General features: G+C 73.2%; 11 protein-coding genes. 9 read left to right on the forward strand and 2 right to left on the reverse strand.

Annotated elements, in window-relative coordinates; translation table 11 throughout:
- Window positions 1–38 precede the first annotated feature (38 nt).
- The 6 genes from ACZ5C2_RS02975 to ACZ5C2_RS03000 all read left to right on the forward strand — a co-directional run bounded on the left by ACZ5C2_RS02975 (window position 39) and on the right by ACZ5C2_RS03000 (window position 7,349).
- Window positions 39–1,115, forward strand: coding sequence for a nitronate monooxygenase (locus tag ACZ5C2_RS02975; protein WP_468785891.1), 1,077 nt, complete (start codon window positions 39–41; stop codon window positions 1,113–1,115).
- Entirely contained in the window at window positions 1,112–1,852 is a 741-nt protein-coding gene (locus tag ACZ5C2_RS02980) for a 16S rRNA (uracil(1498)-N(3))-methyltransferase (RefSeq protein ID WP_468785893.1), read from the forward strand. The genes ACZ5C2_RS02975 and ACZ5C2_RS02980 overlap by 4 nt, the downstream gene beginning before the upstream one ends.
- A 195-nt stretch (window positions 1,853–2,047) precedes the next feature.
- The gene (locus ACZ5C2_RS02985; protein ID WP_468785895.1) at window positions 2,048–2,614 is read left to right on the forward strand and encodes a hypothetical protein; all 567 of its coding nucleotides are present in this window, start codon (window positions 2,048–2,050) and stop codon (window positions 2,612–2,614) included.
- 46 nt (window positions 2,615–2,660) lie between these two features.
- The gene (locus tag ACZ5C2_RS02990; protein WP_468785897.1) at window positions 2,661–5,867 is read left to right on the forward strand and encodes a S41 family peptidase; all 3,207 of its coding nucleotides are present in this window, start codon (window positions 2,661–2,663) and stop codon (window positions 5,865–5,867) included.
- A gap of 216 nt (window positions 5,868–6,083) precedes the next feature.
- Window positions 6,084–6,437: a histidine triad nucleotide-binding protein gene (locus ACZ5C2_RS02995; RefSeq protein WP_468785899.1), complete on the forward strand. Its 354-nt coding sequence runs from the start codon at window positions 6,084–6,086 to the stop codon at window positions 6,435–6,437.
- A gap of 6 nt (window positions 6,438–6,443) precedes the next feature.
- Window positions 6,444–7,349: a ribonuclease Z gene (locus tag ACZ5C2_RS03000; RefSeq protein ID WP_468785901.1), complete on the forward strand. Its 906-nt coding sequence runs from the start codon at window positions 6,444–6,446 to the stop codon at window positions 7,347–7,349.
- Between the two features lie 146 nt (window positions 7,350–7,495).
- On the opposite strand, the gene ACZ5C2_RS03005 is transcribed toward ACZ5C2_RS03000, so the two are convergent.
- Window positions 7,496–8,869, reverse strand: coding sequence for an MFS transporter (locus ACZ5C2_RS03005; RefSeq protein WP_468785903.1), 1,374 nt, complete (start codon window positions 8,867–8,869; stop codon window positions 7,496–7,498).
- Window positions 8,870–9,051: 182 nt separating this feature from the next.
- Window positions 9,052–9,834 (reverse strand): IclR family transcriptional regulator, encoded by a 783-nt coding sequence (locus ACZ5C2_RS03010; RefSeq protein ID WP_468785905.1) that lies wholly within the window; start codon window positions 9,832–9,834, stop codon window positions 9,052–9,054.
- Between the two features lie 186 nt (window positions 9,835–10,020).
- On the opposite strand from ACZ5C2_RS03010, the gene ACZ5C2_RS03015 reads away from it, so the two are divergent.
- The 3 genes from ACZ5C2_RS03015 (at window position 10,021) to ACZ5C2_RS03025 (ending at window position 13,482) form a co-directional block, all read left to right on the forward strand.
- Window positions 10,021–10,917: a 5-dehydro-4-deoxyglucarate dehydratase gene (locus ACZ5C2_RS03015; protein WP_468786682.1), complete on the forward strand. Its 897-nt coding sequence runs from the start codon at window positions 10,021–10,023 to the stop codon at window positions 10,915–10,917.
- A complete protein-coding gene (locus ACZ5C2_RS03020; protein WP_468785907.1) occupies window positions 10,914–12,245 on the forward strand; it encodes a glucarate dehydratase family protein in 1,332 nt (443 codons plus the stop codon). Before ACZ5C2_RS03015 ends, ACZ5C2_RS03020 begins: the two co-directional genes overlap by 4 nt.
- A gap of 115 nt (window positions 12,246–12,360) precedes the next feature.
- On the forward strand, window positions 12,361–13,482 hold the full coding sequence (locus tag ACZ5C2_RS03025; protein ID WP_468785909.1) for a carbohydrate kinase family protein: 1,122 nt from the start codon (window positions 12,361–12,363) through the stop codon (window positions 13,480–13,482).
- Window positions 13,483–13,573: the final 91 nt, after the last annotated feature.

Here is a 13,573-nt window from a genome sequence, read left to right on the forward strand (position 1 = left end):
GATTCGGAGTTGGTCGGGGGACGTGACAACATGCCGTCATGTCCTCCGTACCGACCGATCTCTTCCCGCACCCGATCGTGCAGGCCCCGATGGCGGGCGGTGTCGCCGTGCCGCAGCTGGCCGCGGCCGTGTCGGAGGCGGGCGGGCTCGGTTTTCTCGCCGCCGGGTACAAGACCGCGGACGGGATGTACCAGGAGATCAAGCAGCTGCGGGGGCTGACCGCCCGGCCGTTCGGCGTCAACCTCTTCCTGCCGCAGCCGGAGACGGCCGACCCCGCCGCCGTCGGTGTCTACGCCCACCAGCTGGCCGGCGAGGCCACCTGGTACGAGACCGAGCTCGGTGACCCGGACAGCGGTCGCGACGACGGCTTCGACGCCAAGCTCGCCGTCCTGCTGGACAACCCGGTGCCGGTGGTGTCGTTCCACTTCGGTGTGCCCACGCGCGAGGTGCTGGACTCCCTGCGCCGCGCCGGCACGTACACGCTGGTCACCGCCACGACCGTGGAGGAGGCCCGGGCCGTCGAGCGGGCCGGCGCGGACGCGGTGATCGCGCAGGGCGTCGAGGCCGGGGGCCACCAGGGCGCCCACCGGGACATCCCGGAGGCGGACGGTTCCGGCATCGGACTGCTGTCCCTCGTCGCCCAGGTCCGGGAGTCCGTCGGCATCCCGGTCGTCGCCGCCGGCGGCATCATGCGCGGCGGCCAGATCGCCGCCGTCCTCGCGGCCGGCGCCGCCGCGGCCCAGCTCGGCACGGCCTTCGTCGCCGCCCACGAGTCCGGCGCGCACGCCCTGCACAAGCAGGCCCTGACCAGCCCTCTGTACGTCCGCACCGAGCTGACCCGGGCCTTCTCCGGCCGCCCGGCCCGGGCCCTGGTCAACCGCTTCCTGCGCGAGCACGGCCCGTACGCGCCCACCGCCTACCCGGACGTGCACCATCTCACCGCACCGCTGCGCAAGGCCGCCGCCAAGGCCGGTGACCCACAGGGCATGGCGCTGTGGGCGGGACAGGGCCACCGGATGGCCCGGGAGCTGCCCGCCGGGCAGCTGGTGGAGGTCCTGGCGGCCGAACTCGCCGCAGCGCGGACGGCGTTGTCCTCGGGAGGTGCCGCCCGATGACCGCGCCGGTGTTCGTCGTCGACGACTTCGACACGGACGGGTCCGGCCGCTATGTGCTCGACGGCCCCGAGGGACGGCACGCCGTCTCCGTGAAGCGGCTGCGAGCCGGCGAGGGCGTCGTCCTCACCGACGGGACGGGCCGCTGGGCCGAGGGCGAGGTGGACGCCGCCGAGGGCAAGGACCGGTTGATCGTGCGGCTCGGTGAAGTGGTCGAGGAGCCCGTGGAGTTCCCCCGGCTGACGGTGGTCCAGGCCTTGCCCAAGGGTGACCGGGGCGAGCTGGCGGTGGAGACGATGACCGAGGTCGGTGTCGACGCGGTCGTGCCGTGGTCGGCGTCGCGGTGCATCACGCAGTGGAGGGGCGAGCGGGGAGCGAAGTCCCTCGCCAAGTGGCGGGCCACGGCGCGGGAGGCGGGCAAGCAGTCCCGCCGGGTGCGGTTCCCGGAGGTCGCGGACGCGGCGACGACGAAGCGGGTTGCCTCACTTCTGGCCGAAGCGGAGTTCGGGGCGGTGCTGCACGAGAGCGGTACCGAGCCGCTGGCGACGGCCGAACTCCCCGCCTCGGGTGACATCGTGCTGGTCGTCGGGCCCGAAGGAGGGGTCTCTCCTGAGGAGTTGGCGGTCTTCGAGGAGGCCGGAGCGCGGGCCTTCCGGCTGGGCCGGAGTGTGCTGCGGACGTCCACGGCGGGGACGGCGGCTGCGGCGTTGCTGCTCGGGCGTACGGGGCGCTGGTCCTGACCGGAGTGGTTTCTCCGCCCCCGGCCCCCCGCTCCTCAAACGCCGGAGGGACTGAGTTTCAGCCCCTCCGGCGTTTGAGGAGCGGGTCTGGGGCGGAGCCCCAGGTTCGGGACGGGAAGGGGCGGCGGGGGCGGAAGAAGCATGTGGCCATATGCGCCCTACCGCCCCGCCGCCGACGGTGGCAGTCTGCCGTCCATGAGCGCGACGAAATGGTTCCCGCGCACGGCGCGCAGCCGGCGCCGGCGAGCACTGGCCGTCACCTTCGCCGTGGCCGCCATCGCAGGAGCCGCGGCATGCGAGGGCGGCGGACTCGGTTCCACCGCCGTCGCGTTCACGACCGACGAAGCGGTGACCGACGAGCTCAACCGGCGCAAGGCCGACGTGCGGTGGCTCAGCTGCACCGCGTCCTTCGGTGACAAGGGCGACAAGGGAGACCAGAGCGGCAAGGGCGGAACCACCCCGACCGAGGACACCGTCGCCACCGTCGACTGCCAGGGCGAGACCCAGGACGGCAAGGAGATCACCGTCACCGGAAAGGTCACCCACGCCGTCAACGGCGCCTGCGTACGCGGCAACATCACCGCGAAGGTGGACGGAAGACAGGTGTTCCGCGTCGACGGACTCGGCGACTGCGACGACAAGAGTCCGCCCCGCGTCGGCGAACCCACGCACCGCGGCCCGAACCCCACCGTCACCGTGACCGTCACGACGACCGTGTGGTGCGAGCAGTACCCGTCGTGTCGTCCCGTCGAGGGCAAGTGATCGGAACCTCTGTCCAGGACCGCCCGCGCCTGCATAGGGTGATCGGGTGACACAGCCCGCATCGGTCGCATCCGCCGCTTATCTCCGGTTCCCGCATCTGCACGGCGAGTTGGTCGCCTTCACCGCCGAGGACGACGTGTGGCTCGCCCCGCTCGACGGCGGTCGCGCCTGGCGGGTCAGTGCCGACAACGTGCCGGTGACCCTGCCCCGTATCTCGCCCGACGGCACCACCGTCGCCTGGACCTCCACCCGTGACGGCGCCCCCGAGGTGCACGTCGCACCCGTCGACGGCGGGCCCGCCCGCCGGCTGACCCACTGGGGGAGCCTCAAGACCCAGGTGCGCGGCTGGACCGCCGAGGGCCGGGTCCTCGTGATCAGCGCCCACGGTCAGGCCAGTCTGCGCCGCACCTGGGCCCGTGCCGTCCCCCTCGACGGCGGACCCGCCGCCACCCTGCCCCACGGCCCCGTCGGTGATGTCGCCCAGGGCCCGCACACCGTGCTGCTGTCCGCCCCGATGGGCCGCGAGGCCGCCTGGTGGAAGCGCTACCGGGGTGGCACCGCGGGCAAGTTGTGGATCGACCGTGAGGGCGACGGCGAGTTCGTGCGGCTGCACGAGGACCTCGACGGGAACATCGAGTACCCGCTGTGGGCGGGGGACAGGATCGCGTTCCTCTCCGACCACGAGGGCACCGGCGCCCTGTACTCCTCCCTCGCCGACGGCTCCGACCTGCGCCGGCACACACCCCTCGAAGGTTTCTACGCCCGCCATGCCGCCACCGACGGCACCCGGGTCGTCTACTCCAGCGCCGGTGAACTGTGGATCCTGGACGACCTCGACGGGGCCGAACCGCGCCGGCTCGACATCCGGCTCGGCGGCCAGCGCGTGGACCTCCAGCCGTTCCCGGTGAAGGCGGCCCGCTGGTTCGGCTCCGCGTCCCCCGACCACACCGCGCGCGGCAGCGCCGTCTGCGTGCGCGGCACGATCCACTGGGTCACCCACCGGTCCGGTCCCGCCCGCGCCCTCGCCGCGACCCCGGGCGTACGGGCCCGGCGCCCGCGCACGTTCCGCGCGGACGGCGAGGAGTGGGTGGTGTGGGTCACCGACACCGAGGGCGACGACGCCCTGGAGTTCGCCCCCGCCACCGGACTCACCCCCGGCGCGACCCCGCGCCGGATCGCCGCCGGACAGCTCGGCCGGGTCGTGGAACTGGCCATGGCACCCGACGGCAGCCGCGCCGCGATCGCCTCGCACGACGGCCGCCTCCTCCTCGTCGAGCGCGAGACCGGCGAGGTCCGCGAGGTCGACCGCAGTGAGGACGGCGATGTCTCCGGACTGGTCTTCTCGCCCGACTCCACGTGGCTGGCCTGGTCCCACCCCGGACCGCGTCCGCTCAGCCAGCTCCGCCTCGCCAACACCACCGACCTGTCGGTCACCGAGGCGACCCCGCTGCGCTTCCAGGACTACGCGCCCGCCTTCACCCTCGACGGCAAACACCTGGCGTTCCTGTCGACCCGCTCCTTCGACCCGGTCTACGACGAGCACGTCTTCGACCTGGCCTTCGTCGAGGGCGTACGTCCGTACCTGATCACTCTCGCGGCGACGACCCCGTCCCCGTTCGGGCCGCAGCGGCACGGCCGCCCCTTCGAGACACCGGACCGGGACGAGACGCCCGACAGCGAGGGCACCCCCGCCACCCGGATCGACCTCGACGGCCTCGCCGACCGCATCGTGCCGTTCCCGGTCGAGGCCGCCCGCTACACCAACCTGCGCGCCGCCAAGGACGGGGTGCTGTGGCTGCGGCACCCGGTGCGCGGCGTGCTCGGCGCGTCCAGGGCCACCCCGGACGACCCCGACCCCAAGACCGACCTGGAGCGTTACGACCTCGCCCAGCAGCGCATCGAGCATCTGGCTGTGGACGCCGACCACTTCGAGGTCAGCGGTGACGGCAAGCGGGTGCTGCTGTGGACCGACGGGCGGCTGAAGGTCGTACCCAGCGACCGGCGTGCCTCGGGCGACGACGACAGCGACACCAACATCACCGTCGACCTCGGGAGGGTCCGCCAGTTCGTCGACCCGGCCGCCGAGTGGCGGCAGATGTTCGACGAGAACGGCCGCATCATGCGGGACAACTTCTGGCGTCCCGACATGAGCGGTGTGGACTGGGACGGGGTGCTGGACCGGTACCGGCCCGTGCTCGACCGGCTGGCCACCCACGACGATCTGGTCGACCTGCTGTGGGAGGTGCAGGGGGAGCTCGGTACCTCGCACGCGTACGTCACCCCGCGCGGCGGGTACGGCGACGGGGCGCGGCAGGGGCTGCTCGGGGCGGACATCTCACGGCACGAGGACGGCAGTTGGCGGGTCGACCGGATCCTGCCGACGGAGACCTCGGACCCGGACGCCCGGTCGCCGCTCGCCGCGCCGGGGGCTGCCGTCCGGGCCGGGGACGCGATCGTCGCCGTAGCCGGGCAGGTGGTCGACGCGGTGACCGGCCCCGCGCCGCTGCTGGTGGGGACGGCGGGGAAGCCGGTCGAGCTGACCGTCTCGCCCGCGGGGGGCGGTGAGCCGCGGCACGCGGTGGTCGTACCGCTCGCCGATGAGGAGCCGCTGCGCTATCACGCGTGGGTCGCCGACCGGCGGGCGTATGTGCTCGAGAAGTCCGGGGGGAGGCTGGGATACATCCATGTACCGGACATGCAGGCGCCCGGGTGGGCGCAGATCCACCGCGATCTGCGGGTGGAGGTGCTGCGTGAGGGGCTGATCGTGGATGTGCGGGAGAACCGGGGCGGGCACACGTCACAGCTGGTGGTGGAGAAGCTGGCCCGGCGGATCGTCGGGTGGGACCTGCCGCGGGGGATGCGGGCGGAGAGTTATCCGCGGGACGCGCCCCGGGGGCCCGTCGTCGCCCTGGCCAATGAGTTCTCCGGGTCCGACGGGGACATCGTGAACGCGGCGATCCGGGCGCTGGGGATCGGGCCGGTGGTCGGTACGCGTACATGGGGTGGCGTGATCGGGATCGACAGCCGGTACCGGCTGGTCGACGGAACCCTGGTGACTCAGCCCAAGTACGCCTTCTGGCTGGAGGGGTACGGGTGGGGGGTGGAGAACCACGGGGTGGACCCCGACGTGGAGGTGGTGCAGCGGCCGCAGGACTACGCGGCGGGGCGGGACGTGCAGCTGGACGAGGCGGTGCGGCTGGCGCTGGCCGCGCTGGAGACCGCGCCGGCGAAGGTGCCGCCGGCGTTGTCGTGAGCCGGGGGTGGCCGCGCGGCCCGGTGCCTGCGGGGGCGTCGCGCCCACCCGTGCCGCCCAGGCGTCGCGCCCACCCGTGCCGCCCAGGCGGCACGACTGCCCGCGGTGACGGGGCGGCGGCGCGACCGCCCGCCTTACGGGGCGGCGCGACTGCCCGCCGGTGCGCGGGCGCGGATACGATGCCTGCGTAGGTGATCGTCAGGTCGAGGAGGGTGTATGGCTGGGGAGCCTCAGGACGACTGTCTGTTCTGCAAGATCGTTGACGGGAGCATCCCGGCGACGATCGTGCGGGAGACGGAGACAACCGTCGCGTTCCGTGACATCAACCCCCAGGCGCCGACCCATGTACTGGTGATCCCGAAGGCGCACCACCGGGACGCCGCCGCCCTCGCCGCCGCCGCGCCCGAACTCGCCGCCGACGTGCTGCGTGAGACGCGGGCCATCGCGGACGAGGAAGAGCTGGAGAGCTACCGCATCGTCTTCAACACCGGCAGCGGCGCCGGTCAGACCGTCTGGCACGCACACGCCCACGTCCTGGGCGGGCGCGGCCTCGAGTGGCCCCCCGGATAGGCGGCGTTGTCCGTACGTGAACTGGTGGTGCTCGGCACCGCCAGCCAGGTCCCCACCCGGCACCGCAACCACAACGGCTATGTGTTGCGCTGGGACGGCGAAGGCATCCTGTTCGACCCCGGCGAGGGAACTCAGCGCCAGATGCTGCGCGCCGGGGTCGCCGCCCACGACCTGAACCGGATCTGCGTCACCCACTTCCACGGCGACCACTCCCTGGGCCTCGCCGGAGTGATCCAGCGCGTCAACCTGGACAAGGTGCCGCACGAGATCACCGCCCACTACCCCCGCTCCGGGCAGCGCTTCTTCGACCGTCTGCGGCACGCCACCGCGTATCGCGAGACGGTCCCCCTCACCGAGGCCCCGGTCGACACGGACGGCCCGCTGGCCCGCACCCCCGGTTACACGCTGGAGGCGCGGAAACTGTCCCATCCCGTCGAGGCGTACGGGTACCGGCTGGTCGAGCCCGACGGCCGGCGCATGCTGCCCGGCCGGCTGGCCGCGCACGGCATCAAGGGCCCGGACGTCGGCCGTCTCCAGCGCGAGGGTTCGCTGGGCGGGGTGTCGCTGGAGGAGGTCAGCGAGGTGCGGCGCGGGCAGCGGTTCGCGTTCGTGATGGACACCCGGCTGTGCGACGGGGTGTACGCGCTCGCCGAGGGCTGCGACCTGCTGGTGATCGAGTCGACGTTCCTCGACGAGGACGAGGAACTCGCCGTGGAGTTCGGCCATCTGACCGCCGGGCAGGCGGCGCGGGTGGCGCGGGACGCGGGCGTACGCCGACTGGTCCTCACCCACTTCAGCCAGCGCTACTCCGACCCGGAGGAGTTCGAGAGGCAGGCACGGGCGGCCGGGTACGAGGGCGAGCTGACCGTGGCGCACGATCTGCAGCGGGTGGGACTTCCGAAACGTCGGTGACACGGCCATATGGCCGTGGGATGCCGGCCGATGGTCGCACCGCACCTCCATGACGAAGGCATGCTGGAACATGAGCTCGCCTTCACCCTCGCCGCACGCCCCGGCGTCGGGCTGCCCCGCGTCGGCACCGGGGCGCGGGAGGGGCTTCAGGCGAGTCCCGGTCCTCGCGTTGCCGCTGCCGTGTCGTAGGCGCGCTGGGCCGGGGCGGGGGTGCCGTCCAGGGGGATTTCCACCACCGGCTGTTCCGGCGCGCCGACCTCGGGCACCGCGCCCGTCGGCGTGACCGTGGACGCGGCGACCAAGGCCGCCGGGTGGCCCCCGCGGCGGCGGACCGCGCCCGGCAGCAGGGGACGCCCGCCGGTGTGCAGGGCGACCGCCGTCATCGGCACCGCGACCAGCAGCAGGCCGGCGGCGAGCACCGCGCCCATCACCGGGAACCCGGCCTGCGCGGAGAGCACACTGCCGGTCAGCGGTCCCGCCGCCGTGCCGAGTGCGGAGGCCGAACCGACCAGCGCGGCCCACCGGCCCCGGGGGTCCAGCGAGGCGGCCAACCCGATCAGGTACGACAGCACCACCGGGTAGATCGCGTTCCAGGCGATCTCACCCGCGGCGAAGCTGCCCAGCCCGGTCGCCGAGGCGCTGAGCGCGATGCAGCCCGCGATGACGACCGTGCCGCCGCCGATGGGCAGCGCGCGTCCCAGTCGTGAGCCCAGCGCGCCCGCGCCGACGATGCTCAGCAGCCCGGCGCCCAGGGCCACCGCGAAGACGACACCCACGGTCGGCTCGGACAGGTGCGCCTGACTCACCCCGATGCGTCCGCTGACACCCCACAGCGCGTTCTGCGCGAGCGACCACAGCAGCATGGCGCCCGCCAGGACGAGCCCCGAACGCCGGTACGGCAGGCGCGTGACGGCCGGATCCGGGACGGCGGGACCGGGACCGGGACCGGGAGTGCCGGCGGGCAGCCGGGAGGTCAGCGGCCACACGGCCACCGCGGTGAGGGCGATGGCGGCGAGGGTGAGGCCGTGGCCCGGGAGGTGCGGCACCGTCAGGTACACCAGGCCCGCGAGCGCGGAGACGCTGAGCAGCCCGAGGGTGGAGGCCCGGTGCGGGTCGCTCCCCCACGCTCGAAGGTCCTCGCGCGAGGGGACCCCCAGGGCGGCGATCAGGGTCGCGGCGACCGTCGTGGCCGTACCGGAGCCGAAGCCGCCGACCACCACACCGGCGACGACGACGGGCAGGGCGCTGGTGAGGGCCGCCCCGCCGTAGCCGATGACGGCCAGGACGAGGCCCAGCCGGGCCAGGGCCCGCGCCCCGACCCGTTCCACGCGTGAGACCAGCAGGAATCCGGCGGTGGCGGAGCTCAGCAGCAGCGCGCTGCCGACGGCACCGGCCTGGGTGGCGGAGAGGTCGAGCCCGCGTTCCAGCCGGCCGACGGTGGTCGGCAGCAGATAGGGGGCGAGGTACCCGGCCGTGAAAAGGGCGACGAGGGGCCAGGGAGTGGTGCGAGGGGTGAACACGGGCGTTCCCGGGGCATGCGAAAGGGACGGTGCGAGAGGCAAGGAAGGGGGGCGACGACCGTCGACTGACAGGAGCGCGCGGGCAATTTGTATCAAGCCGGGAGGCGGCAACGGGAGGGCGCCAGATGTGATCTACGTCACCCGTGCGTTTGACGTCCTCAAGTGCTGGGTAGCGGTGTGCGCTACTGCCAGTGAACAGCCCCGCCACCTGCGGAAACGGTGGCCTCCGCCTTCGTCCGGATATCCCGCATCACCGCGATGATCCGCTCCTCCCGCTCCGAGGTCAGCCGGGTCACCGGCACCGAGCAGCTGATGGCGTCCTGGGCGGGGGAGTCGTACCGCAGGGCGAAGCCGAAGCCGATGATCCCGCGCACACCCTCCTCCCGGTCCACGGCGTAGCCGCGCCCGCGCACCCGGGCCAGATCGGCCGCCAGTGACTCCCGGGAGGCGTGGGTGTGGGGCGTCGCCGCCTCGTACGGGCCTTCGGGCAGTTCGTCGTCCGGCCGTTCCGCCAGCAGGGCCTTGCCGAGCGCGCCCATGTGCGCCGGGAGCCGCCGTCCCACCCGGCTGATGGTGCGCAGGTACTCGTGCGACTCGCGCGTCGCGAGATAGGCCACGTCGTGCCCGTCCAGCCGGCCCATGTGGATCGTCTCGCCCAGTGCCACGGACGCCTCGTCGAGATACGGACGCACCGCCCGCACGCGCGGGTCCGAGTCGAGGTAGCCGGTGCCGGTGAGCAGCGCGTGGATGCCGATGCCGTACAGGGAGCCGGTGGCGTCGGTGCGGACCCAGCCGCGGGAGACCAGGGTCTGCAGCAGCGCGTACATCGAGCTGCGCGGGATCTCCAGCGCGTCCGCCAGCTCCTGGAGACGGGCCGGGCGGTCACCGCGCGCGGCAAGCAGTTCCAGCAGCTCCACCGTGCGCGCAGCGGACTTCACCTCGCGCACGCCCCCTGTCTCCGGCATGCGGCCGATCGTAGTCCGGAGGCAGGCGGCGTACGCCGGACCATTGACGCCCATCGTTCGTGTATCTAACCTGCATTCTTATACGTGGATGTCATCTACATAGGGAGATGGACGAGGGTGAGCCCCGATACGGACACGAGCGACACGAGCGATACGGCTTCCGTGGCGAGACGCCTGGAGGACGGGATGGCGAACGGGGTGCTGTCCTTCCCGCTCACCGCCTTCCACGAGGACGGATCCCTCCACCCGGACGGCTTCCGCGCCTACGTCGCGGACCGGATCACCACCGCTCCCGGCGCCGTCTTCCCCGCCTGCGGCACCGGCGAGTTCTTCTCCCTCGACGAGGACGAGTACCGCCGGGTCGTCACCATCACCGTCGAGGAGAGCGCCGGCCGGATACCGGTCGTCGCCGGCATCGGCTACGGCTGGGCCCAGGCCACCCGGTTCGCGCACATCGCCGAGGAGGCCGGAGCCGACGCCCTCCTCGTCCTTCCGCACTACCTCGTCGCCGCCGGGCAGGACGGACTCGTCGCCCAGTTGGAGGCGATCGCCGCCCGCACCCGGCTGCCGCTCGTCACCTACCAGCGCGGCCAGGTCGCCTACTCCGCCGACTCGCTCAAGCGGATCGCCGCGCTGCCGGGCGTCATCGGCCTCAAGGACGGCCACAGCGACCTGGACCGCCTGCAACGCCTCACTCTCGCCGCCCCCGAGGACTTCCTCTTCTTCAACGGTGCGGCGACCGCCGAGATCCAGGCCCGCGCCTACGCCACCGTCGGCGTCCCCGCCTATTCCTCCGCCGTCCACGCCTTCGCCCCCGAGATCGCGAACGCCTTCTTCACCGCCCTGCGCGAAGGCGACGAGGGCACCCTCGAGAAACTGCTGCGCGGCTTCTACGTCCCCTTCGTCGAACTGCGCGACCGCGCGCCCGGATACGCGGTGTCGCTGGTGAAGGCCGGGGCCCGGCTGCGCGGACACTCCGTGGGGCCCGTACGCGCCCCGCTCACCGACCCCTCGGACCGCGACCTCGCCGACCTCAGGACCCTGCTCACCACCGGACTCGACCTCGTAGGAGCCGCCCTGTGACCACGCCGACCACGCCGACCGTCCCGACCTCCCGCTCCCGCGATCTGACCGTGACCGAGGTCCGCCTCACGCCGATCCTGGTCGCCGACCCGCCGCTGCTCAACACACAGGGCGTCCACCAGCCGTACACCCCCCGCCTGATCGTCGAGGTGGTGACCGCGGACGGGACCACCGGACTGGGCGAGACCTATGGCGACTCCAAGTACCTGGAACTGGCCCAACCCCTCGCCGACCGGCTGGTCGGCCGCCGCGCCGACGACCTGAACCGGCTGTTCACCGAGGCCGACGACGTGGCCGTCGACGCCTCCCGGGTCTCCGGCCAGGTCGACGTGGGCGGACTGCGCGGCGTGCAGACCGCTGACAAGCTGCGCCTGTCCGTGCTCTCCGCACTCGAGGTCGCCTGCCTCGACGCCGTCGGCAAGAGCCTCGGCCTGCCCGTGCACGCTCTGCTCGGCGGCAAGGTGCGCGACGCCGTCGAGTTCAGCGCCTATCTCTTCTACAAGTGGGCAGACCACCCGGAGGGCGTGACGGCGGAGAAGGACGACTGGGGCGCCGCCGTCGACCCGGCCGGTGTCGTCGAGCAGGCCCGCCGGTTCAAGGACCGCTACGGTTTCACGTCCTTCAAGCTCAAGGGCGGGGTCTTCGCGCCGGACGAGGAGATCGCGGCCGTCCGCGCCCTCGCCGCCGCGTTCCCGGGGCACCCCCTGCGTCTCGACCCCAACGGCGCCTGGTCCGTCGAGACCTCCCTGAAGGTGGCCGCCGAACTCGGGGACGTCCTCGAGTACCTGGAGGACCCGACCCTCGGCACCCCCGGCATGGCCGAGGTCGCCGCCCGCGCCGGGGTACCGCTCGCCACCAACATGTGCGTGACGACGTTCGCCGAAATCAAGGAGGCCTTCACCCGCGACGCCGTCCAGGTCGTCCTCTCCGACCACCACTACTGGGGCGGACTGCGCAACACCCAGCAGCTCGCCGCCATCTGCCGCACCTTCGGCGTCGGCGTCTCCATGCACTCCAACACGCACCTGGGGATCAGCCTCGCCGCGATGACCCACGTGGCGGCGACCGTGCCCAACCTGCACCACGCCTGCGACTCCCACTACCCCTGGCAGTCGGAGGACGTCCTCACCGAGCGCCTCACCTTCGAGGCCGGCGCCATGCGGGTCTCCGACGCTCCCGGCCTCGGCGTGGAACTCGACCGGGACCGACTGGCGTTCCTCCACCGGCGATGGCTCGACGACGACGGCTCGCTGCGGGACCGCGACGACGCGGCGGCCATGCGGATCGCCGACCCGGACTGGGTCACGCCGTCCGTACCGCGCTGGTGATCCCCCCGGGGCCGCCGTGGTGATCCCCGGGGCCGACATGGAGTGACGGTCGTCACACCGACGGTGGTGTGGTGCACACTGGCCTGATCCGCACCATGTCAGGGAGCGCACCGTGATGGCCGCAACCGGGAAGGCACGCGTCGAGGGACCGGACCGCCCGCCCCCGCTCGATCCCCTCGCCGCCCTGCGCGCACCGGGCGACCCGCCCTGGGACGTCTACCTCACCGGCACGGTATTCCTCGACATCGTCTTCACCGGGCTCGACTCCGCCCCGGTGCGCGGGACCGAGTCCTGGGCGCGCGGGATGGGTTCGAGCCCGGGCGGGGTCGCCAACATGGCCACCGCCCTGGCCCGGCTCGGCCTGCGCACCTCGCTCGCGGCGGCCTTCGGCGACGACCACTACGGCGAGTACTGCTGGGACACGCTGGAGCGGGGAGAGGGCATCGACCTCTCCCTGTCGCGCACCGTGCCCGGCTGGCACTCACCGGTCACCGTTTCCATGGCGTACGAGGGTGAGCGCACGATGGTCTCCCACGGCCACGAACCACCCCCGGAGGAGCCCGCCCCCGACTGCCCCCCGCGCGCGCGTGCCGCCGTCGCCTCCCTCACGCCGGGCCGCAGCGCGCCCTGGATCGCGCAGGCCGCGCGCAAGGGGACACGGATCTTCGGCGACGTCGGCTGGGACGACAGCGGGGAGTGGGATCTCGCCCGGCTGCCCGACCTGCGGCACTGCGAGGCGTTCCTGCCGAACGCGGAGGAGGCGATGCGGTACACCCGCACGGACTGCCCGCGCGCGGCCGCGCACGCCCTTACCGAGCATGTACCGGTCGCGGTGGTCACCCTCGGTGCGGAGGGCGCGTATGCGGTGGACCGGCGTACGGGGGAGTCGGCGTCGGTGCCGGCGATCGAGGTGGAGGCGCTGGACCCGACGGGGGCGGGGGACGTGTTCGTCGCCGGGTTCGTCACGGGCAGCCTGGCCGGCTGGCGGCTGACCGACCGGCTGGCCCTCGCGGGGCTCACGGCGGCGTTGTCCGTCCAGGAGTTCGGGGGGTCGCTGTCGGCTCCCGGATGGACCGAGGCGGCGGCGTGGTGGCGGATGGTGCAGTCGGTCCAGGGGCAGGAGCGGGCTGCGCTGCGGCGGTACGCGTTCCTGACGGACCTGGTGGCGGAGGAACCGGTGCGGCCGTGGCCGCTGCGGCGGGCGGTGCCGACGATCGGCTTCCGCCGGTCGGCCTGATGAGCGGGGCTCCGAACCCCGCGCGCTGTGCCGGGGGCTCCGCCCCCGTGCCCCCGCCAGAGGGCTCCCGCCCCCTGGCCCCCGGCCCATG

The organism is Streptomyces sp. NPDC031365 (assembly GCF_055569765.1).